Below are 23,176 nucleotides of genomic sequence, written 5' to 3'. Positions count from 1 at the left end.
GGACAACAGGGCTAATGAAATACAAAACATTCAATATATCAACTTTACTAGTAGTGACACTGTTTAGTGCTGCTGCTGTTGCTCAATCACCTTTACCCCCTTTAACGCAAGTACAGGATAAGGGAAAAGCTTTATCCAGAAAAAGACCTCAAGCTCAAGTAGAAGAGCAAAACAATCCTACAGTGGAAGACAGTCCTAGCTCTCCAACACCACAAGTCCTACCAACAGCAAAACCACAAGCACCAAAAGATACGGGTGTTTTTACAGTAACCGACAAAGGCAAAGTAAACTTGGATTTTGTTGACGCTGAAATTGCTGAAATTGCCAAATCTATCAGTGAATTAACTGAGCGCAATTTTGTTTTTGATGAAAAAGTACGAGGAAAGATAACCCTAGTTTCTCCTAGTCCTGTATCGATTGATGAGGCCTATCAAGCTTTTATCTCAGCCTTGGAAGTAAAAAACTTCACTGTTGTTAAAGTTGGAAAACTTTATAAGATTGTTCCAATCAGAGACATGAAAACTCAACCCTTGCGCACAAGTTCAAACAAACCTTATGGCAATTATGATGAGTTCATTACTCGTCTTATACCTGTACAACATAGCAATGCTCAAGAGCTTGCTAAATCTTTGCGCGGTTTAGTTTCAAAAAATGGGGACTTGATTGCCTACGCCCCAACCAATATGCTTATCTTAACTGATAACGTTGCTAACATACAACGTATGCTTAAAATCATTGATCGTTTGGACCAAGAAGGATTTCAAGAGAGCATTCAGTTTATACCTTTAGAATTTGCAGCCGCTCAAGATGTTGCTGAAAAAATAGAAAGACTTTTTGACATCCAAAGCAACAGCAAAGGAAGTCCAACAGTACCAAACAGGCCTAATCCTGCCAACAACGGCAACCCTGCCAACAATGACTTTTCAGTCATAGAAGGAAGTCATTTCATTTCTAAAATTATTCCAGATGAACGCACTAATTCTTTGATTGTTGTAGCCAACAAAGAAGGTATTAAAAGAATAAAAGATGTCATTGTTCAATTGGATCATGCCATGCAAGATCTTGCTGGTAAAGGTCGTGTGCATGTTCATTATTTACAATATGCCGACGCCACTGAAATGGCTGCCATTTTATCTGGGGTGTCCACTAACAACTCTTCTGATAACGAAAATAACAGAAGCTCTCGTTTTCGTAATAACATTATTTCTGGTCAGCCTTATCGCAACCCAAATCTTAATAGAAACAACCCCAATGAGCCTAACGACGGTGCTCCTGTTCTTAGTGATGAAGTTCAAGTAACTGCTGACCCCTACACCAATGCATTGATTATCACTGCTTCACCCACTGATTATGAAAGCTTAATCCCAGTGATTAACAAACTTGATATTAGAAGACCACAAGCATTTGTTGAGGCCATGATTTTGGAAGTTAATTTGGATAAAGCTTCTGAGTTTGGTTTAACTGGCCATGGTGGCGGTGACCTTGGTGGTGGTGCTAAAATTTTTGGTGCCACAACGTTTGGTAACAACAGCTCTGCCTTTCCATCAACTGACCCAACTTCCTTGCAAGGATTTACTGCTCTACTCCAAGGACCTACCTTTGACTTACCTTTAGCCGGAGGTGACATTTTAACCTTACCTGCCTATGGTGGTTTGTTTAAAATGTTACAAAGTAATGGAACCATCAATGTTTTATCTACTCCAAACATTTTAACTCAAGACAACACTGAAGCTGAAATTGTTGTGGGTAGGGTTGTTCCTTTCATCACTGCTCAGGGAAGAGATGTCAACAACCAACCCATCAACCAAGTGCAACGTGAAGATGTGGCTACCACTTTAAGAATTACACCACAAATCAACTCTTCTGATGAACTAACCCTAGAAATTTTTCAGGAGAGCCAAGATTTAGTAGCTGGCGCTAATGTAGAAACCTTTGGCCCAACAACATCTAAACGTTCTACCAAAACCACAGTTTTGGTTAAGGATGGCCAAACCGTGACCATTGGTGGCTTAATCAGTGATAAAATCAGTGACTCTGAGAGCAAGGTTCCTGTCTTGGGTGATATTCCTATTATTGGCTGGTTGTTTAAAAATAAAACCAAGTCTCGGATAAAAACCAGCATGGTCTTATTCATCACACCACACATTGTACGTTACCCAGAAGACCTTGAACGAATTACAGTAGATAAAAATGAAGAGCGCAAGCGTTTCTTAAAACGTAATCGTATTGACGACCATCCTGACTTAAAATACAAAAAACTGGAAGAGACCATTCGCATTAAAAATAAAGAAAAAGAAAATACACCTCCAGCCCCCATCACTGGACCCAGCAATGATTTTTTTGACTCACAACAAACCACTGCAATGTCTTTACAAGAAGGTGCATCATGATGAAAGATGAACGTACTAAAGCCAATAAAATAACGGTTGCATCAGACTCTGAGGCTACAGAAATTTGGCAAGCTCCACAGTTGACCAATAAAGCTTCTGAAGAACAAGAATTTACTGCTCCAACAGATATTTCATTTTTAGGCATGAGCTTGGGAGAAATTTTAACGCAGACTACGTCCATGGATCCTCAACAGTTGGCTGAAGCCCTGTCACAAGGGAAAAATGAAGATGCTTTGGTTGAATTTTTGTTGAAAAAAAAATGGATTACCCCTGCCCAACTCATGCAAGCCCGTAGTCTTCAGCTGAATATACCGCTTATCTCTCCTGATAAACTTAAAGATTTAGACTCACAATTGATTGCGGATATTCCCATCAACTTTGCTAAAAAATTTACGCTGGTGCCTATTGAAAAAACAGCTTTTGCTTACACCATTGCCATTTTTAGTCCCAAGTCTATGGAAGCTTTAGAAGATTTAAAATTGCTTTTACAAGCGGATATCCATCCTGTTTTGGCTTGGAAAGATGATATCGTAGGTGCCATCAACTCAATATACAACCAAGCCACCCGAGCAGACAATAATATCAACCAAGATTTGATTGATGATATTGAAGGCCAAAATCTTGCACAAATGAACTTGAGTGAAACAGAAGATCTTTTGGACAGTGAAGATGATGCCCCCATTATCAGATTGGTGAATGCTTTGTTGTTCCAAGGAGTTAAAGATGGTGCCAGTGATATTCACATTGAGCCAGGTGAAAAAGATGTTTCTGTACGTTTTAGAATAGACGGTGTGCTTAATGAAATTATGCGCCCTCCTCGTAAAGCCCACAATGCTATCAGCTCAAGGGTTAAAATTATGGCGGACTTGGACATTGCTGAACGCCGCATACCGCAAGATGGTCGGATAAAAATTAAAATTGGCGGTAGGGATGTTGATATTCGTGTGTCAACTTTACCTACATCATTTGGTGAACGTATTGTTATGCGTTTGCTTGATACATCCAATGTTTTACTCAATATTGAAGACTTGGGTTTCACCAAACAACAATTGGACATTATCAATCGAGTGGTGCATTTAAGTCATGGTATTTTCTTGGTCACAGGACCTACCGGTTCTGGTAAAAGTACCACACTGTACTCTTGTTTATCACGTATCAATACACCAGGACGAAACATTATCACCGTTGAAGACCCAGTGGAGATTCAGTTGGCTGGTATCAGTCAAATTCAGGTTAACGAAAAAGTAGACTTAACCTTTGCTGCTGGCTTGCGCTCAATCTTACGTCAGGACCCTGATGTGGTAATGATTGGGGAGATCCGGGATAAAGAAACAGCAGAAATTGCCATTAAAGCATCCATGACGGGTCACATGGTATTTTCAACCTTGCACACCAACGATGCAAGCACCACCGTAACCCGTTTAAAAGATATGGGTGTGGATACTTTTAAAATTGCTGATGCCTTAGAAGCGGTTATGGCCCAACGTTTGGCTCGTAAGTTGTGCAAAGAATGCAAAGAACCTTATACTCCAAGTGCCATTGAACTAAAACAACTCAATGTCACGCAAGAACAAATTCAAGGTAAAACCATTTATCAAGCCAAAGGTTGTGCCAAGTGTGGACAAACCGGTTATAAGGGCCGTACTGGGATTCATGAAATATTACCCATTGATGATCATATCCAACCTTTAATTTTAAGTGGCGCCGACGGTAACACCATTAAAAAAACAGCTGTTGAACATGGCATGCTGACCTTGCGTGAAGATGGTGCTTTAAAAGTTTTAGATGGTACCACCAGTGTCGATGAAATCTTACGTGTAACCCAAGATGAAATAGGATTTGATGATTAACTTAATTTCGGAGTACAGTAATGAAAGTAAAAAAGAAATGGCAAGTTTTTCGGATATCGAGGCGCAAAGGGGTGAAAAACCGCAGGCGTACTATAGCTACGTCGAGGATTTTGAACCCCTGGCAACGAAGAGATCCGGAAAAATCGCCATTTCCCCCAAGTCTCAAAGTGAGGTCAAATAATGCCTTTGTTTGAGTACCAAGCCATCAACGCTCAAGGCAAAACCATCAATGGTCATTTACAAGCCAACAACCGCAATGACTTGCGGGAAAAATTGCGCCGTGACGGCATGTTTTTATCGGATGCAAAAGAATCGCAGCATAAAGATGAAAAGAGTGTTCCTGGCAATGTAAAAATTAAATTGGGTGGCGGTAAACCCAAAACCGGAGATATTGCCCTGATGACCCGGCAGTTATCCACTTTGATTTCTTCTGGTATTCCTTTGGTAGAATCTATTCAGGCTTTGTCTGAACAAGTTGAAAACTTGAACCTCAAAAAAGCCCTCAGTGATATCAAAGAAAAAGTCAATGAAGGAAGCAGTATGGCTGATGCTATGCAATCGCATGTGCCTAATACCTTTGATAAATTGTATGTGAACATGATTGGCGCGGGTGAAGTGTCCGGTGCTTTTGATATTGTATTAAACCGTTTGGCTGATTACACAGAAAACCAAGATAAGCTTAAAGGTAAAGTCAGCTCTGCCTTAGCTTACCCCATTGCCATGGTCTGCATTGCTTTCTTGGCAGTCATTGTCATTTTTACTCTGATTATTCCTAAACTGATTACTTTGTTTAATGACTTAGAACAAGCTTTACCTTTACCTACTCAAATTTTAATTGCTCTGAGTAATATTTTTACATCTTATTGGTACATTGCTCTGGGTGTAATTATTATTACTGTTTTTATTGTTCGCAAATACTTATCCACTTACAAAGGGCTCTACAACTACCATCGTTTTCTTTTGAACATGCCCATTTTTGGTCGATTGTTTAGAATGGTTTCTATTTCTAGATTTGCCAGCACTTTGTCTACACTGCTATCCAGTGGTGTTCCTATTTTAACCGCTATGGACATTGTTAAAAATGTGATTAACAATTTAGTGTTGACTGAAGTCATAGATAAGGTTCGCAATAACTTGCGTGAAGGGGATTCTATATCTGTTCCCTTAAAAAACTCGGGTGAGTTTCCTCCCATGGTGACACATATGATTTCAGTGGGTGAAAAAACAGGTGAATTGGAAGACATGCTTAAAAAAATATCTGAAACCTATGAAATGCAGGTGGATCGTGCAGTTTCAACCATCACATCTTTGATAGAACCGTTAATGATGTTGATCTTAATGCTAGGCATTGGCTTTATTGTTCTTGCTGTTATGTTGCCCATGTTTAATATGAATCAGGCGCTGGGGTAATCAATATAAAAACTTTTTAACAACAACCAACGACAAAGGAGAAAAAAATGAAACAAAATAATAAACTTAAACTATACAAGAAAAACTCAGGTTTTTCTTTGGTGGAATTGATGGCTGCAGTGGTGATCATTGCACTCTTATCCGGACTAGCAGGACTTGGTGTATCTAAGATGCTAAAAAGTTCTAGGATTAAAGCTGCACAGAGCGAGATTACCACCTTTAGTTCAGCCTTGGATATCTATGATATGGAGTGTGGGGGTTATCCTGACACCTTGCAAGGCTTAATTGAAAAACCCAGCAGTGGTTGCCCAGGTTTTCCTGAAGGTGGTTTTCTTAACAAAAAACAAATCAAGCTGGATCCATGGGGAAAAGAGTACCAGTACGAAAAAAATGGTGTGAACAATGCCAGTGGCTTTGACTTATGGTCTATGGGTCCAGACAAAGAAGACGGTACCGTTGATGATATTACCAACTGGGCAGGCGAGTCTATAGAATAAGTATAAATTTATTTGAATCATGTGCGGTTTTAATATGCCGCACATGTTTTTTAAAGTTGTACAATGCTTGCCACTTATAGCCATAAAAAAAACTTTTTAGCATTCACACTCATTGAGTTGATGTTTGTTATTGTGCTATTGGCTTTATTTGCACGTTTGACCTTGCCAAAATTTAATCAAGTTACCAGAGGTAATTTAAGGAGTACCGCAACCAAACTTTCTGGTTTTTTTAAAGCCGCACATGACCGATCGATCATGCGCAGTGAACATATTAGAATTTATTTTGATCTGGATGCCAATACCTATTGGGCCAGCGTATTTACTCCAGTAGAGAAGATGCCTTTGCTTGATAGTTCTACAGATATTGATGATGCTATTCTAGCCTTTGAAAAATTAGCAGAAGACAGCATTGGTGATAGTGAACCTGAAAAACAAGATCCTACCTTTGAAACCTTAAATGATAGAAATTTAAAAAAGTCAAAACTTCCCAGTGGCTTACGCATCAAACACATTTATAAAGCTTCCATTGGCAATGACCAAAACAGTTCCAGTGATCAAGATAATGAAGGACGTATCTATTTAGATTTTTACCCCAATGGTTTTTCTACTCAATCTATTGTTTATTTAGAAAATGATTACAACAATGTTTACAGCATCGTCATCCCTCCTATAGGTGGCCAAAGCCGCATAGAAAAAGGAGAGATCAATGTTTTTTAGTTTTTATTCAAGGGGGGATCTTCCCCCCTTCTTGACCAAAAAGCGCGGTTTTTGGTCAATTCAACCCACCCAGGGAAAAGACAGGATAAACCTTCTTTTCCAATCATTATTATTTTTAAGCCAATATTTTATGCAAGACTCAATAAGAAAAATGAAGCGTTTTGCTCCTTTAAAAAAAAGTGCTGGGTTTAGTCTTGTTGAGGTTTTGGGGGCAATGATGATTTTGTCTATTGCGCTTGTTGCCCTGATGGAAAACCAGTCCAGCTCATTGCAGTTGACTAAAAAATCTTTGCTCTTGGATCAAGCCACTTCTTTAGCGCAAGGCAAGATGGCTGAACTTACGGTCCAAGCCAACAGTAGAAGTTTTGCTGAGTTTCCTGAAACTGGTGAAGGGGAGTTTGAAGATGAAGGCTTACAAAGATTTTCTTGGCGTTATCAAACCCAACCCGTTGAAGCCCCTGATTTTGCTGCCATGGCCAAAGTTGCCATGGGATCAGATGAATCTGATACTGCAAGTGAGGGTAACGCTAGTATGCTGGATGGTCCGCTTAAAAGTGTAACTGAGGCCTGGAGCAAGGCTTTACTGCAGTTGCGGGTTGAAATTTTATGGAAAGAAGGTAACTCAGAAAAAAGTTATGCTGTAGTAACCCATTTGGTTGATGAACAAGCTGCCAGCAATATTGCGGGTATGGTCAAAGGCATGAGTCAAGCCTTTGGCGGCGGTAATAATGAAGAAGGAGCATCAGAATGATTCAATCTCCTCTTTATAAAAGTAAAAACAATGCTTTTACTGTCCTTGAACTCATGATGGGTGCTGTGATTTTAGCTATCATTGGTACTATTTGTTATTCAGCTTTGTGGGGCACCTTTAGAACTCAGCAAACCGTTGATGCCAAGTCTGATATCCAAGAATTGGGGACAGCGGTTGTCAATAAAGTAAAGGTAGACCTTTCTCAAACCTTTCATGTGGATGCAACTCGCCCCATCACACAATTTAAAGGTGAAGACAGTGGTAATTTAGATAAAATAGATTTTACTGCCTTGGTTCATATGGCCAGCTCTGATGAAGCCAAAGAAAGTGATCAAGCCTTGGTCAGTTACCAAGTTGTTCCCAGTTCTGGCAATGCACAACTTAATGTTTTACAAAGAAGAGAAACCCCTATTATTGCGCCACAAGATGATGCCGATTTAGCCCTTGCTGATTTTGTTGATGTAAGCGATAAAGTTGTTGAGTTTAACCTAGAATATTTTGATGGTGAAAAATATATTCCAGCATGGGATATCACATCCACTGATCAAAGAAATAAACTGCCACAGTTGATAAAAATAAAATTGGTTTTACAAGATGAACAAGAACGTCAATACAGCTTTTTTAATACGGTTGATTTACCGATGTGGCAAAACCTAAGTTTAGAAAAACAAGCCACCCCAACACCCGACCCAAATAATCCTAATCCTAATCCTAACCCCAATCCAAGTCCAACCCCACAAGGAGGCACACCTTGATAAAAAAACGTGAAAAAAACATCTTAATACTTTTTAAAAGAAGTTTTGTTTTGAAAACAAAAAAATTATACTTTGATTTTTTGGAGGAGAGGCCCTGTGCCGATTCCGACCGCAAATGGGGTGAATTGACCAAGACCGCGTCTTGGTCAAGAGGGGTAAAGCGTTTTGCCCCTTCAAAAAACAGAGGGTCTGTGGCCTTGACCATGGTCTTAATGATCATTGCCATCATCACCACTTTGGCCATTGAAATATCTTACCGTTCTCAAGTCAGTGCCAGTCTTGTCGTTAATAAACGTGATTATATTAAAGCCTATGAACTGGCCAAAGCAAGTTTTAGATGGTCTCTCATGCGTTTAAGCTTAGATACAGCCTTAGATCAAATTCCTGCCATACCCGGCACCAATTATGGTGGTAAAAAAGATGACCTAAGTGAAATGCAGTGGGCCATGCCTTTACCTTACCCTTTACCTATTGGAGGCAGCTTATTGGAAAAAAGTCCGGAACAACTTAGTGAAGAATTGGGAGGAAGCTTTATTTCTAATATTTATGATGAAACTGCTAAAATCAATCTCAATGATGTTGGATCGGGTGGTCCAGAAACTCAAAAAACCTGGTCTGGCACCGCTGAGGTTTTGGAAAATTTAATTTTATCTTATCGTTTTAAGCGTTTTGTCAAAGACCAAGATCATAGAGAATTATTATGGGCTATAGAAGATTGGGTTGATGATGACAGTAAAGTTAATCATATGTCTGGCGGTATTGAAGATGCACAATATGCACTTGATAGTATTCCAAATTTTCATGTTAAAAATGGACCTTTTTATACTGTTGATGAAGTTAAACTACTTAAACCCATGACATCTGATATGTTTGAGGAAATAAAGCCCTTTATTACCGTTTATCCTTTTGATGCTAAACTTCCAAAATTATCTACTCAACCTGTTAATCCTTTAGGCACCATTAATATCAATACAGCTCCACTAGAACTTATAGCCGCTTTATTTAATAGACAAGCCCTACCCAATCTAAAAGCTCGTTTAGAGTGTGCGCAGCTGGTTACTCAAGCCAGAGAACTACAGGCATTTAGAAGTGTTGGCAAAGGTGACGGCGGCTTTATTGCCTTTCTCAACTCACAGTGTGGTGGAGCAGAGTCCCAACAAGAAGGGCAATTCCCTATTGTTTCTAACATCGTACAAAAAATCCTAGCTGTACGGTCTGATTATTTTAGAATTGAGGCTCAAGGCACGGTAGGAAAGATAACCACTACCATTGATGCAGTGGTTTCAAGAAAAGATTCTAAAAAACCACAAATCATGTATTGGAGAGTAAGATAATATGTCAGAAAAAATTTTAGGTTTGGATATAGGAACATTTTCAATCAAAGCTGCTTTGTTTGAATCTTCTTTTACCCAAAGTGAACTCGTCAATATTTATGAAAGTGCCCCACTGAATATTGGTGAACACGATAACCATGAACAACTGGTTATAAAACAAGTGGATGCTATTAAGCAATTGATAGCTGACAATAGAATTGAATTTAAAACTGTTATTAGCTCTATTCCGTCAACTCTAGTTAGTTTTAAACCCATGGTTCTTCCTTTGAGTAAAACTCAGATTGAAAAAATATTACCGTTTGAAATGGAAAACTTTTTACCTTTTTCCATTGATGAGATGACCTTTGATCATGACCTACTTAAATATGAAAAACCTAACTCACATATTCTTGCTGCTGCAATCAAAAATCAATATATCCAAGAACATCTAGATTTGCTTCAACAAGCCAATATTGATCCTGCCATCGTCACAACTGATGCATGTGATTTAAATAATGCGCTTATGTTAGATCCTCAACGAAATTTACCTGAACATTATGGCATTTTACATCTAGGTCATCGTTGTAGTTATTTGGTTTTTATTCATCATGGAAAAATCCAACATATACGAAGTCAGTTTTTTGGTGGCGCTCACTTAACTGAAGCGATTCGAAAAAATCTAGACCTTACTTTAGAACAAGCTATTGAAGTCAAACATTCACATGGTGTTCTTGAACTTCCATCTAATCCATTAAGAAGTGAGGATTTAAAAAAGCTTTCTGAAACTTTGTACACTGCATTTGTTAACCCACTAAATCAAATTAAACAAAATATTGGTCTCTACAGAGCCTCGACACAACTGGAGTTACCCTTAGAAAAATTATACCTCAACGGAGGCAGCAGTCAGTTAAAAAACCTTCCTGCTTGGATGTCTTCTCAAATTAATTTACCCTGTGAATTGATGGACTCTGTTCCATATGAACATCCATTTAAATCTCAGTTGCAAGACAAAGAAGCCAGCTTAAATTTATCAATTGGCTTAGGTTTAAGAGCCGCTGCTAAAGGTAAGCAGTTACAAAAAATATCGCATATAGACTTAAGAAAAAATGATTTTGCCTTTGCTAAAGATTTATCGGATATTAATAAAATTGCTATATTCTTTGGCAAATGGATTACTGCAATATTTATTGTAGCCATCCTTTTCCAAACCATACGGTTTGCACAACTTCGCGGGCAATACCGTCAATCTGAAAACAATATTCTTAAAAAGTTCTCTAGCGTTTTACCCAAAGTAAAGCGTAAACCAACTAATTCAGAAATGGCTCTTCGTACACTTAAAAATGAAGTTAACCATTATGAAGAAAAACAAAGAATATTAACTGCCGGTTTAGGAGAAGAAACAGCTTTAAGTGTTTTAAAAACAATATCTAATATTATTTCACCTGATATCTCTATTGATGTGAAAGAATTATCCATTGATAACAATAAGGTCACATTGAATGCTTTAACATCAAGCTTTCAGGATGTTGATCGCATTGTTAGCAGTCTCAAAGAACATAAAACTTTTAGCACTATTGATCTAGGTGACCGAAAAGAAAGCGGTGACAATAAAGTTAACTTCACCTTAACCATCACCATTGAAAGTGAAGAAACAAAAACTGCGCAGGAACGAAAAAATTCTACCCGTAGGAGACGCTAATGAGTAAATTTAATTTTTCAAAAGAATCATTTTCTCAAGCATTAGAGCAAATAGAAACTTTAAAATCTTACTATCACCGCCTTTCTGACCGTGAACGCTATATTGTGCTTGGCTCTACTATGGCTGGTTATATTTTGTTTTTATTCTTGATCTATATGCTTATAGCAAGCACTGTTTCATCTGTACAAAGTAAAATTGATCGTAATAAAAAAAGCTTGGTGGAAATTGAAGAACTTAGAGCAAGTCTCCAAAACTCCAAAAATGCTGTTGATGATATTGAACAAAGAATTAGAAGAACTGAGGTAGGTTTTCAACTTGCAACAGAGCTTGAACGTATTGCTGAAAAATATGGCGTAAGCATTGACACTTTAAGCGATCGTCCTGGGCAACCCAATGATTTATACAATGAAATCCAATCAACAATCAAAGTCAGTAGTATTGATTTAAAAACTTTAATCCATTTTTTATACGATATTGAGCATGGAAATAAATTGATTCGTATATCGTCATTGCAAATCAAGCCTAACTTCAAAGACCCTGCTCAGCTTAATGTTAGTTTTGTGGTATCAACCTTTAAACTAAAGGCTTCATCATGAAAAATTTTTTGAATCAACTTCTTACTTTTTTCCCAAATAAGGAACTTTTAAAACAGAACCGCAAGTATATTTTAGTGGGTATCATTGTTTTTTGTCTTGGTTTTGTTTGGCACTTTCCAGCACAAGGGATTCTTAGCAACATTATTAAAACGATAGAAAAACAAACTGGGGTTTCAATTCAAACGGATGATCTTCGTTTGGCATTTCCAGTTGGATTAAAAGCTGACAATGTTCATATAACCAATATACCAATTCCTGCCTTAGCCCAAACTGGTGTCAAACTTGAAAAATTTTCAATTAAGGTTTCACCTTTAAGTCTTATCACTTATCCATTGAAAAAATCAGGTTCTATTAGTGTTACGGGGCAACAACAGAAGATGTCTTTTAAAAGCAATATCAAGATTAGCAAAGATGTTGTCAAAGCCAAAGGCAGTGCCAAAGGCTTAAATATGGATCATGATTTATTTATCCCTAGTGCTGGCGCAAAAATGACAATTCAAGGCCAACTTTCAACCGAATTTAACTTTTTAAGTAATATTCTTGCCTTACAAAAAAATGATTTCTCGTCCCTGGAAGGAACACTTAAAACAACACTCAAACAAGCAACCATAACCCCACCCTTAATGAGCGCCATAAAATTTGATCAAATAAAGCTGGATAGTGCTACAGAAAAATCAAAGGCGGTTATCAAATCTTTAAAAATGGATGGCCCCATGCTTTCTGGATCACTCAATGGTTACGTTGACTTAAGACCGGTTATAGATCGCAGTATTACTGACATAGATGGTAAAATACAAATTGGCAAAGAGGGGCAATCTTTACAAAGCATGCTACAATTGGCCAATATTCGTTTTGATGCCTCAGGCAAAGGAGCCTTTAAAATTACAGGTCCTCTGAATGCTGTGCTTATTAAAAGCTATTAAACCAGCATAAAAAAAACAATTGTGTTTAAAAAGTTTCCCTAAAACTAAACACAAGAATTTATAAGCATAAGTCCCTTATAAGATTGCGATTTTTTTAGTTTTATCTTATGCTACTGATCGTATGAGCGTTGATAAAAGATCTTCCAATAGAGTACCTTTGAACACTAAGGTCCACTTAGAGTTTGAGAAGTTTAGTGGATTTGTTTCTGAGTTTTCACACAATATTTCTCCAGGCGGAATGTTTATAAAAACTCCTAACCCACTTCCTATTGGCAGTATTGTCAGTTTTGAATTTAGACTCAAAGACTCTTTTCAACTTATTCAGGGTCTGGGTGAAGTGTCTTGGATACGGTCTAATGTCATTTCTGCCGATGAACCGGCAGGTATGGGCATTCGTTTTAGAGAAATTTCAGATCGCAGCCGTGATTTAATCAAAGCCATTGTTACTCAAACCAAAAGCCAAGGTGATCGGCCATTTGATATTGATGACCAACCTGATGCTGTAACATCTACCATCTCCGCCCATGAAGCCAAAGAGGTTTATGGCTCAGAGCCTCTTAAAGATGCTTTAAACTCTGTACCCTCTTCAAGTGATACCACTCAAGCACAACCCAATGATACCCATGCTGCAATTGACAATTTAGATGCTCATTTAATAGATAATACAGTGTCTAATCCAAGCCTCAATGACGAAAACGACGCCTTCCAAGCAACGCATACTGAAATTTTTGATCCTTCCCGCCGTCAAAATTCAAATTTTGATGATGTTGATGATCCCTTAACCAGTCCAGATGAACATACTTTTGCCAGTATGGAAGATGATCCCATTTTATCTGAAGGAGGTTCTGGGCTGAGTGATAGTTTTGAACTTTCTCTTGATGAAGAAATGAATGACCCTGATTTTGATAGTGCGGGCATAGTAGATAATGATCAAAAGTCTAACCCCAAACCTTCATCTCTTGGTGTGAAGATTTTTTTGAGTTTAATTTTTATTTCGCTTTTAGCAGGTGCTTATCTACTTAAAGATTTATATTTACCTATCCTAAAAGATATACCTTTTATTGCCCAATACCTTGATTTGCCAGAAGACATAACGCCTCCAACCGTGGTTCAACCAGACCCTGTGGAAGAAAAAATTCAAGCCCTTACACAAAATGAAACACCTGTTGAACAAGTTACAGCTGATAATACCGATGACAAAACCACTGAACCTGATGTAGAAGAAATAACAACAGCTGAAGCATCAAACCCTGCAAAAAAACAATCGGATGTAGCCAATAACCTGCAAGAAGATCAAGCAAGATCCAAAGACAATATTGCTTCAAACTCTCAAACCAAAACACCTGTTGCTGAAAAACAAAGTTCTAAGCCAGAACCGCCTATAACATCTGAAACCACGGCTCAATTGGAAACTGATCCAAGCTTGCTCAGAGTGAAAAACTTAACATGGACAGTTGATAAAGATGATTGGGTTTTAGTCATTGAAACTGATAAAACCATGGATAGAAATAACCTAGTTCATAACTCACTTCGCAATGGCCCAGCCAGAGAGTTGATTATATTAAAAGGGATGCAAAAAGACTTTTCTAACCGTACAATCCCTGTTGAACAAACCGGTGTTTATAGAATAAGAACCGGATATCATCAAAGTAAAACCCCAGCCGAACTTCACGTTGTGATTGATATTCTTAACTCAGATATAAAAATGAAAAAAATCCAAGTCTTAGGCAGCATTGTTAAAGTGTTCTTTGGTGCCCCAGTTGAGCAGTAACACAGCACTCTGCTTAGCTGATTTATCCCTTTATTTCTAATGTCTTAGAGCTTTTTTAGCTGGCATGTTTTTTGTAGTATTAAAAGACATGGCTTTATTAAATAAAAAAACATCCTTCATGCTTTGGTCTTTTTTAAGTATTATTGCTCTTGTTGGTTTACAGAGCTGCGGTCGATCTTTAGACAGCTCTGGTAGCTTTTTTGAGCTTAATAACAATGATGCTGATTTTGATGGCATAGCAAATTATTCAGATAATTGTCCTGATATCTACAATCCCAATCAAGTAGATTCTGATTATAATGGACTAGGCGATGCCTGTACAACCCATTATGAACTCACAGGACCTTTATTATCAATTGTTGAAGAAGCTTCCAGTGTTCAATCTATTTTACTGACTTGGACACAAAACAACAATGATGTCAGTAGCTATATTGTTAAACGTAAAATCAATGACAACAGTTATGTTATTTTAGCTGAACTAGGGGCTCAAACACACAGTTATGAAGATTTTAACCTCGTACCTGGTCAAAGCTATACCTATATAGTTGAAGCTCACCGTCAAGATATGCATAGAAGTTCAAACCGCGTAGATTTTGAAGTGACACATAGTGGTAGTTTGCTTTTTACCCCAAAAACACCAAGTAATCTTTCTGTTGATTTTATTTATCTAGACGGTCAATGTTACCCACGTTTTCACTGGTATGATAACTCAGATGATGAAATTGCTTATGCTTTGTTTGGTTCTGTTATAACTTTCAGTCCCTATACAAGTTTTACTGACGAAATATGGGAAACTTACCAAACCAGTGCAGAAGAAACAACAGGTACAGGCTGGAGATCGTATACATTTATTGGTCATATCCCTCTTACCAGCGAGTATGATAATACAATCTCAATTGAAATAGCCGCCTGCAATAACGATGGTTGTTCTGATACAAGTCCACAACTCCTAGTTCAAAATGGCTACTGTCAATAAGCAATTATTTATTTTTTTAAACCTAAGCCTTGGACAGGATCAGATTTAACAACAGTAAACTCAACTCTACGGTTTTTTGCTCTTCCTTGTGGAGTTGAGTTACTTTCTATAGGTTGCGTTTCACCCAAGCCTATTGCATTTAAACGACTTGCTTCAATCCCTGCTGCAAGTAAAAACGCCTCAACACTCGCAGCACGTTGCTGAGATAATTTTAAATTGAGACTGTCAGAACCAAAACTATCTGTATGCGCTTCAATTCGTAAAAGTTTAATTTGTGGATATTTTTTCATGATCCCCGCAACTTCGTTTAATGCTTTGTAAGACACGGGTCTAATGGTTGCTTTACCCGAGTTAAATTGTATTCTGCCTAGAAAGTCAATTTTATTACCTAACATTGGTGGAGAAGTATTTTCCTTTTTTAAGGTTAAATCATAACTATGTCTTTTTCTAAGCTTCAATTGTAATTTTTTTTCTATGGGTTCATAACCATTTTTATTGACCCTTAAGGTATAAAAACCAGGAGCTGTGTTTTTTCTCCAACTGGTTCCTGAAAATTTTTGAACAACTTCACCTTGTTCATTCACCAAATCCATATCAACCATAATTAACTTTTTATTTTCATCTTTAATGACCACATACAATTGTGAAATTTGCTCTGGTGCTTTAACTTCTGGCTTTTTTTCTGCCACAACAGGAGCTTGCACGGGCTGTTCTGCTATAGGTTTTTTATTTTCATCATTTTGGCTTTTTCTAACTTCACGATCGCCTAAATAAGAAAGGCCGGCAAACGCTCGATAGTCACTGCTACCATAGGCATTGCTAAAGCCTTTTCCGCCACCAAAAACCAAAGATAACTTTTGTTTAAATACCCGAATACGCATACCTGCTAGCGCTTCTATAGGCATGGTTTCTTGTTGTGTAAAAAGATTGTCTAAATTGCTAGCGCCTCTTGCTTCAATAAAAAGATCTGTATTTTTTTCTGTGTCAAGGTGATAGGTATAAGCCAGTGCGTATAAAAATGCATGGCTAACGCTAAATGCACTTCCTAAAATGCCTTCTTCTTCAAAACGATACTGTCCACCTAAATTAACAGCAACATAATGTTTATTTAAAATATCTTTATCTAAGACCAAGTAAGCTCCCAAACTGGGTGCAGAGTCATTGAATTGATCCAATGTATTTACATCTAAAGGCAATGTCACAAAGGGAACCAAAGCCAAGCCAATAAACTTTTCTTGATCAAAAAAACTTAGTGTAGCATGTAAATATAAATCACCTAAAGATGGCCCGGTATCTAGACTTAAATTATTAAAATCATTAACACTACCCGTGATATTAATGGGCAGCAAGGCCCCAAAAGATAACCAATCAAAAAAGCCTAAACTAAAATAACTATCCAATACTCCCATATTTTCAACTGCATCTTGGTTGGTAATATTAAAACGTCTAAAATCAATTGGATTGCTGACATACTGAAAAACACTACCTACTTCAAATGTTCCGGGCTTAAGTATCCGCGTTCCATGCACTGAGAATCCGCCATATTGATCTCCTACTGGTCGGATTAAGTGGGAGTTAAGTGCAAAAGCCCATGATCCCCACACAAGACTGATTGTGAATAAAATTTTTTTAAACATCTTCATGCCTATATTCCTAGTTTAATATTTTTTGCTTGTTTTAACCAAGCATCTAACTTTATATGTTATAGTTCAGGTATAGATTCACTATACTGACCCAACATGCATCTGGCAAGCTATCATCGTCACGTGATGCTAAACGCTAGAAGATAAATTTTTAATTGGTCTTAAAATTTTCCTCACTTTTAAAAAAATGTCATTATTTCAAACTTGAACGCATATCATAAAAAAAATTACTTCTATCTTATGTTGATTCTTGCAACAACATTGTGTGCGTATGCTTTACTCAGCAATATTCCTTTTTTATATTATGAAGTTGTTGGCATAGAGCAAAATCCAAAACTCATAGATGACTCATTATTCTGGCAATCGTATTTTAATTTTAGAGGTTTATTTTATAAGCCTCTAAGTTTATTAAGCTATCACCTTAACCATGGTTTATGTGGGCCATCTTCTGTTTGTTTTCATTGGACAAATTTTTTCATTCACCTTGCAAATGTTGTTTTGATTTTTTTCCTTAGCAAAAAAATAGGTCTTAAACACTTTGTTTTTTGCACACTTTTTTTTGCTTTACATCCTCTAGCCACAGCTTGTGTTAGCCAAATTCATGGTCGGCCCTATGCTTTAGGAAGTTTTTTTATGCTTTTGGCCTTAAATTTTAATTTCTCTAATTTTAATAAGAAAACTGAAAAGTATCGGTCTGTCTATTTAAACCTTGGCATTGTTTTTTTGTTTTTTTGTATGTTTTTAAGCAAACAGAGTTTTATTATTTTTCCACTGATTTTTTTATTTCATTCATGGAACACCATAAACTCTAAACAAAAAACTTATCTTTACATTTCTCTGACTACTCTTTGTTTATGCTTTCTTATAGGCATTTTTTATTTGGATATTGTTCCTAATATATCTAAAGCCATTGTTTCTCCAAAAATTTATTTGATCTCACAGCTAGGTAATGCACTAACATTGATTCAATTCTATTTTTTCCCTTTTCAAACAGCCTTGGTACACGATCTTTATTTTTATGCTTCAGTTTTTTATCTTGAAGTTATGACCGGCATACTATTGCTGACTTTGTGGATCTTTCTGATTGTAAAACACCGATCTTCTTTGTTAGGGTGGTTATTCTTTTCTTTTCTTTTTATGATCATTCCTACCAACAGCATTATTCCCAAAAATGAAGTGATCCGTGAGTGGCGTCTTTACCCTAGCTTAATTTTTCTTTCTCTATTATGGGCTTATGGTTTAGATTATATTGATGCCAGACTAAAATGTCTTCCAATAAAAAAAGGATTTAAGTACTTTATTTTGTACGTACCTTTAATGCTTTATAGTATTTTACAATTGTCCACTGTCTATAAACAAAATCAAATTTACACGGACCCTATTTTAGCTTGGCAACAAGTGACCCAACACTATCCCTACTCAAGCGATGCTTATAATAATATAGGTGTATGGTATGCTCGCCAGAAAAATTATAAAACGGCTCAGATTTACTTTAAAAAAGCAATATCCCTTGATCCAAAAAACTTTGCCTACGAATTAAACATGGCCGCATGTTATAGAGAAATGCAACAACCCGCCTTGAATAGAAAACACACCGCAATCGCAAAAAAAAAGGCCTCTGTTTATAACAACAGAAGCCACTCTTTTCATTTAAAACCTTAATTAAATAAGCTGTTAACTATCAGAACCAAAAACATAGGTTCCACTGACCACTTCTGAAGACTCTTCTCCTTCACAAGCAATGGCTTTGATACTGACTGTTTCATCGGGACCACCAATTAAAAATGGACCGGTATAATTAACGCCATTGTCTGAACAATTGGGTTCAGAGGCAGCACCATCAAGAGAAAAAGTATAAAATACATTGTAACCACTGATGATACTAAAATTAATACTTTCTACAAAAGGATCTTGTAACACTGTTTTTGGGTTCAAAATAGGATCAGCAACCGGATCTTTTTTACCACATGCGCTCATCATGACCAATAACATTAAACCCAAAACTCCATATAAAACTTTATTCTTCATCATAATGTTTTACCCCCTATCATTAATTAATTATTTATTACAACCAAATGATTCTTTATGGACCAAATACATATTGTCCAGATGCAATCTGCGATGCTAAACCACCATTACATGCGATAGCTTTAATGTTAATGGTTTCATCTGGACCCCCAATCAAAAACGGCCCAGAATAGACATTGCCTGTTCCTACACAGTTAGGATCAACCGGAAGCTCATCCACGCCATGAGAGTAGCGAATATCGTGATTGCTATCAATAATTAACTCTATCTGTTGAGTAAAGCTGGGATACTGTGCTTGACTTGGATCTAATAAGGGTTGGGAAGGCTTACCAAAACCACCCCCATTGTTTTCCTTACCACATGAAATAATCAGTAACGCCCCTAAAATACTTAAAAAAACCTTTTGTGCCATCTTTTATATTTTATTGAATTCAGACCATACTGTCAATCTACAATACTTCAAACAACTATAATTGCCCCATTTTTCCATTTTGATAATCTTCTATGGCTTGATAAATCTCTTGTTTTGTATTCATCACAAATGGCCCATGTGCCACGACCGGCTCATCAATAGGCTGACCATTGAGCAATAAACCTTTAAAGTTTTCTGATGTTTTAAAATGAACGGCCTCCCCATCTTGCTCAAAAATAATGATATTTTGTTTGGTGTAAGTTTGATTTTCTAGTTCAACATGACCATTCATCACCAATAGCACTGTATTGCTACCTGTATCTAAAGCAATCTTAAGCTCATCTTGCATTTTACTTTCCAGGCCATAGATATTAATGGGGGTAAAGGTCTGAGCAGGGCCCTGATGGCCTTCAAGCTTACCTGCAATCACTTTTGCTTGGCTTGCTTTTCCTAAGTCCACTATGGGAATATCTTTACTGACAATGTTTTGATACTTGGCTGGCGTCATTTTATGTTTTTTGGGAAGATTAACCCACAATTGCACCATTTCAAAAATACCGCCTTTTTTTGAAAAAGCTTTAGAATGAAACTCATCATGAACAATGCCATTTCCTGCTGTCATCCACTGCACATCGCCTTCTTTAATGATACCCCCGCCACCAGAGGAATCTCTATGCTCCACTTCACCTTGATAAGCCAAAGTCACGGTTTCAAAGCCTCTGTGTGGATGCTCACCCACACCTTTGGGCCTTTCACTGGGAGGAAAAGCATGCGGTGAGGCATAATCCATTAAAATAAACGGGCTGATCCAAGGATTAAGTTGTTCCGTAGGACGCAAAAGACCATGGACATAAAAGCCATCACCCACCCAATGCTTGTCTTCAACACTGTAGGCCATTTTTATTTTTTTCGTATTCATTATTCCTTCTTTCTCATCTCTATCAACGGATACAAATATAGACCCGATTTCAACTTAAGCAAGTTTTGAGAAAATACATACACACACTATATCTCTTGAACTTAATAGTGAATACTTATAAAAAACGAGCAAGCATACGATAGCGCTTGCGAGCGCAAAGGTTGCCGTAACCGGCATAAGATATACTAGTTCATCGCAAGACTTCGCAGCCTTGCTCTTCACAAGTATAACTTTATGAATTTGGTGGAGACGAGATTTTATATCGATGTCGACCGCAGGGGGGAAGCGTTTTTAGTTAGAGTTGCAACTTGTTGTTACTCTAACTTATGCAAAGCCCCCCTTAAAAAACAAACAGTGGAGGCGACGATCGGACTTTCGCACTGTCTCGATTCGCCTCTTCGGCGAATCTCCCAGCATTCCGTCGACAAAAGCATGCTTTTGTCTCCTCCTAACCGGATCTTATGTCCCATTCAACCAGCGCAAACAAAAAAACGTTTACCCCTAACGGGATAAACGTTTTTTTGGAGGCGACGATCGGACTCGAACCGATGAATAATGGTTTTGCAAACCAGTCCCTTACCACTTGGGTACGTCGCCTCAGAGTGCTGGTATACCTTTATTGCTCAAAAAATCAATTTTATTTATCCTTATACCGGCTGATACGGTATGAAAATGGCATGTTCATGTATATTGCTGTTCTTGTTTTAGGTTTGGTCCTTCTGATTTGGAGTGCTGATCGTTTTGTGGATGATGCTTCTCTTATTTCTAAGCACTTAGGTATGTCTCCTTTACTCATTGGTATGATCATCATTGGTTTTGGCACCTCTGCTCCAGAAATGGTGGTTTCTGCTATTTCTGCTTTTGAAGGCAACCCTGGTATTGCCTTGGGTAATGCTTTTGGTTCAAACATCACCAATATTGCTTTAATTATTGGTTTTACAGCTGTTTGTTCACCCATCGTGGTTGATTCAGCGATTTTAAAAAAAGAATTGCCCATACTCAGTCTGCTGAGTTTATTTGTGGTTTTTTTACTGTCTGACTTTATGTTAAGCCGCCAAGATGCCATCATTATTTTATTTGTTTTTGCTGCATTGATGGCTTGGACAATTCATCAAGGCCTCAGCAAACCTGATGATACCTATGCACAAAGTGTTGAAGAAGACCTTACTACACTCAACAAACCATTAAAATCCACCATTCTAAGTTTAATTGTTGGAATCGTTATTTTACTGCTCAGTTCACGGGCTTTGGTTTGGGGTGCTGTTGGAATTTCAAAGTTTTTTGGTGTTTCAGATATTGTTATAGGTTTAACCATTGTAGCCATAGGCACATCACTACCTGAATTGGCTGCTTCAGTGGCTGCTGCAAAAAAAAATGAACCTGATATGGTTTTGGGTAATATCTTGGGCTCAAATTTATTCAACACCTTGGCTGTTATAGGTATTGCAGGCATTATTCAACCTTTAACTTTAGCACAAGAAATTCTCTACCGAGATATTCTGGTCATGCTGATTTTAACTTTATCTCTGTTTCTATTTGGTTATGGCTTTAAAAAACAGGGAGAAATTGGACGCACAAAAGGCTTGGTTTTGCTGGTCTGTTATGTGTCTTACACCACATACTTACTTAAAACCGTTTTGAGCTAAAAAGCAATGCGTCAAAAAACTTGCTATTTCTCTATATTATACGTTAGCTTAAAGCATGTTTCGTTTATCTTTTGTTTTTTATACCCTTGTTTTTTTTCATTGTATTTACGCGCAAAATATCATTCATTTAGATTTGATCCCGGCAAAAACAGCCTACTCTTCTGATATAATTGATTTAAGGGTCAATACTTTAACGGTAACACCAGGCAATACTTTAGATGACAGAGCAAGCTTACATTTGACCATTGATTTTTCAAAAATGGATTTGGAAAAAGATTACTGTGTTTTGGATACTCAAACCCTCAGCACTTATGCTGATTATCCAGCTCCAAAAATCCGTAATCCCCTCATGAGCTCTTGGACTATAAAACAAAATCCTGAGATAGATTATTTCTATGCACAAGCCAAAACATTTGTTTTTGATGCTTATCATATGCAAAAAAATAGGCCTTTAACCCTACGCCGTATCAGTGAACTGCCCGTTTTTCAGTTTTATTACAATCCAGATCAAAAGTGCTGGGAGGGAGATTTTTTTAGGACTTCTATTGAATGGGATGAAGGAATGCATGCTTACTGGATCAATATTTATAATTTTCAAACCAAAAAAAAACGTTTGAAACGTTCCAGTACCGCCATTGCACTTACATTAACTGCGCAAGAAGACTAATGGCTAAACTCAAAATTATATTCAATTGTTTTTTTTATCTCGTAGAGACGTAAGAAGGAATTTGCCCCTGTAAAGACAGGTGGTGTGGTAGAAGGGACTTGCACTTTCCGTTTCGCCTCTTCGGCGAAACTACAAACATCAGAAAAAAAAAGCAGTGCTTTTTTTGTTCTAGAAACCAGAGATCATGTCCAATATTTCTTATTCTGAAACAAA

21 protein-coding genes and 1 tRNA gene are annotated in these 23,176 nt (G+C 37.4%); 17 read left to right on the top strand and 5 right to left on the bottom strand.

Annotated features, from left to right (window positions below; all coding sequences use genetic code 11):
• Positions 1-14: 14 nt before the first annotated feature.
• The 14 genes from gspD (at position 15) to PKC21_09375 (ending at position 15,648) form a co-directional block, all read left to right on the top strand.
• Positions 15-2,390, top strand: coding sequence for a type II secretion system secretin GspD (gene gspD, locus PKC21_09440; GenBank protein HMR25560.1), 2,376 nt, complete (start codon positions 15-17; stop codon positions 2,388-2,390).
• Positions 2,387-4,240 (top strand): type II secretion system ATPase GspE, encoded by a 1,854-nt coding sequence (gene gspE, locus PKC21_09435; GenBank protein ID HMR25559.1) that lies wholly within the window; start codon positions 2,387-2,389, stop codon positions 4,238-4,240. Before gspD ends, gspE begins: the two co-directional genes overlap by 4 nt.
• The gene (locus PKC21_09430) at positions 4,233-4,421 is read left to right on the top strand and encodes a hypothetical protein (protein HMR25558.1); all 189 of its coding nucleotides are present in this window, start codon (positions 4,233-4,235) and stop codon (positions 4,419-4,421) included. The genes gspE and PKC21_09430 overlap by 8 nt, the downstream gene beginning before the upstream one ends.
• Positions 4,421-5,650, top strand: coding sequence for a type II secretion system inner membrane protein GspF (gspF, locus tag PKC21_09425; GenBank protein ID HMR25557.1), 1,230 nt, complete (start codon positions 4,421-4,423; stop codon positions 5,648-5,650). Before PKC21_09430 ends, gspF begins: the two co-directional genes overlap by 1 nt.
• Positions 5,651-5,697: 47 nt before the next feature.
• Positions 5,698-6,147, top strand: coding sequence for a type II secretion system protein GspG (locus PKC21_09420; GenBank protein HMR25556.1), 450 nt, complete (start codon positions 5,698-5,700; stop codon positions 6,145-6,147).
• A gap of 63 nt (positions 6,148-6,210) precedes the next feature.
• Complete coding sequence (locus PKC21_09415) at positions 6,211-6,864, top strand: hypothetical protein (GenBank protein HMR25555.1); 654 nt, start codon at positions 6,211-6,213, stop codon at positions 6,862-6,864.
• Between the two features lie 130 nt (positions 6,865-6,994).
• Positions 6,995-7,615, top strand: a complete 621-nt coding sequence (locus tag PKC21_09410) for a prepilin-type N-terminal cleavage/methylation domain-containing protein (GenBank protein ID HMR25554.1) — start codon at positions 6,995-6,997, stop codon at positions 7,613-7,615.
• Complete coding sequence (locus tag PKC21_09405) at positions 7,612-8,370, top strand: type II secretion system protein GspJ (GenBank protein ID HMR25553.1); 759 nt, start codon at positions 7,612-7,614, stop codon at positions 8,368-8,370. The genes PKC21_09410 and PKC21_09405 overlap by 4 nt, the downstream gene beginning before the upstream one ends.
• A 50-nt stretch (positions 8,371-8,420) precedes the next feature.
• Positions 8,421-9,704: a general secretion pathway protein GspK gene (locus PKC21_09400; GenBank protein HMR25552.1), complete on the top strand. Its 1,284-nt coding sequence runs from the start codon at positions 8,421-8,423 to the stop codon at positions 9,702-9,704.
• Position 9,705: 1 nt separating this feature from the next.
• Positions 9,706-11,382, top strand: a complete 1,677-nt coding sequence (gene pilM, locus PKC21_09395) for a pilus assembly protein PilM (protein ID HMR25551.1) — start codon at positions 9,706-9,708, stop codon at positions 11,380-11,382.
• Positions 11,382-11,978, top strand: a complete 597-nt coding sequence (gene gspM, locus PKC21_09390; protein ID HMR25550.1) for a type II secretion system protein GspM — start codon at positions 11,382-11,384, stop codon at positions 11,976-11,978. The genes pilM and gspM overlap by 1 nt, the downstream gene beginning before the upstream one ends.
• On the top strand, positions 11,975-12,901 hold the full coding sequence (gspN, locus tag PKC21_09385) for a type II secretion system protein GspN (GenBank protein ID HMR25549.1): 927 nt from the start codon (positions 11,975-11,977) through the stop codon (positions 12,899-12,901). Before gspM ends, gspN begins: the two co-directional genes overlap by 4 nt.
• Positions 12,902-13,022: 121 nt before the next feature.
• Positions 13,023-14,672, top strand: coding sequence for a TIGR02266 family protein (locus PKC21_09380; GenBank protein HMR25548.1), 1,650 nt, complete (start codon positions 13,023-13,025; stop codon positions 14,670-14,672).
• Positions 14,673-14,736: 64 nt separating this feature from the next.
• The gene (locus tag PKC21_09375; GenBank protein ID HMR25547.1) at positions 14,737-15,648 is read left to right on the top strand and encodes a hypothetical protein; all 912 of its coding nucleotides are present in this window, start codon (positions 14,737-14,739) and stop codon (positions 15,646-15,648) included.
• 8 nt (positions 15,649-15,656) lie between these two features.
• Here the strand turns inward: PKC21_09375 and PKC21_09370 are convergent, their stop codons facing one another.
• Complete coding sequence (locus tag PKC21_09370; protein ID HMR25546.1) at positions 15,657-17,285, bottom strand: OmpA family protein; 1,629 nt, start codon at positions 17,283-17,285, stop codon at positions 15,657-15,659.
• A 246-nt stretch (positions 17,286-17,531) separates the two neighbouring features.
• Here PKC21_09370 and PKC21_09365 point away from each other — a divergent pair, with 246 nt between their 5' ends.
• Positions 17,532-18,953 (top strand): tetratricopeptide repeat protein, encoded by a 1,422-nt coding sequence (locus tag PKC21_09365; GenBank protein ID HMR25545.1) that lies wholly within the window; start codon positions 17,532-17,534, stop codon positions 18,951-18,953.
• Positions 18,954-18,965: 12 nt separating this feature from the next.
• Here PKC21_09365 and PKC21_09360 read toward each other — a convergent pair whose 3' ends face one another.
• The 4 genes from PKC21_09360 to PKC21_09345 form a co-directional block, all read right to left on the bottom strand.
• A complete protein-coding gene (locus tag PKC21_09360; protein HMR25544.1) occupies positions 18,966-19,322 on the bottom strand; it encodes an FN3 associated domain-containing protein in 357 nt (118 codons plus the stop codon).
• A gap of 52 nt (positions 19,323-19,374) precedes the next feature.
• Positions 19,375-19,731 carry a hypothetical protein gene (locus PKC21_09355; protein HMR25543.1) on the bottom strand — a complete coding sequence of 119 codons (357 nt, stop codon included), beginning with the start codon at positions 19,729-19,731 and terminating at the stop codon, positions 19,375-19,377.
• Positions 19,732-19,786: 55 nt separating this feature from the next.
• Positions 19,787-20,650: a pirin family protein gene (locus PKC21_09350; protein ID HMR25542.1), complete on the bottom strand. Its 864-nt coding sequence runs from the start codon at positions 20,648-20,650 to the stop codon at positions 19,787-19,789.
• Positions 20,651-21,172: 522 nt separating this feature from the next.
• Positions 21,173-21,247, bottom strand: a tRNA-Cys gene (locus tag PKC21_09345).
• 80 nt (positions 21,248-21,327) lie between these two features.
• On the opposite strand from PKC21_09345, the gene PKC21_09340 reads away from it, so the two are divergent.
• Positions 21,328-22,296, top strand: a complete 969-nt coding sequence (locus tag PKC21_09340) for a calcium/sodium antiporter (GenBank protein HMR25541.1) — start codon at positions 21,328-21,330, stop codon at positions 22,294-22,296.
• Between the two features lie 55 nt (positions 22,297-22,351).
• Positions 22,352-22,963: a hypothetical protein gene (locus PKC21_09335; protein ID HMR25540.1), complete on the top strand. Its 612-nt coding sequence runs from the start codon at positions 22,352-22,354 to the stop codon at positions 22,961-22,963.
• Positions 22,964-23,176: the final 213 nt, after the last annotated feature.

It is taken from the genome of Oligoflexia bacterium (assembly GCA_035326705.1).
GTDB lineage: Bacteria > Bdellovibrionota_G > JALEGL01 > JALEGL01 > JALEGL01 > JALEGL01.
Note: the sequence above shows the minus strand (reverse complement) of the source record. Positions and strands in the feature narration are given on the sequence as shown.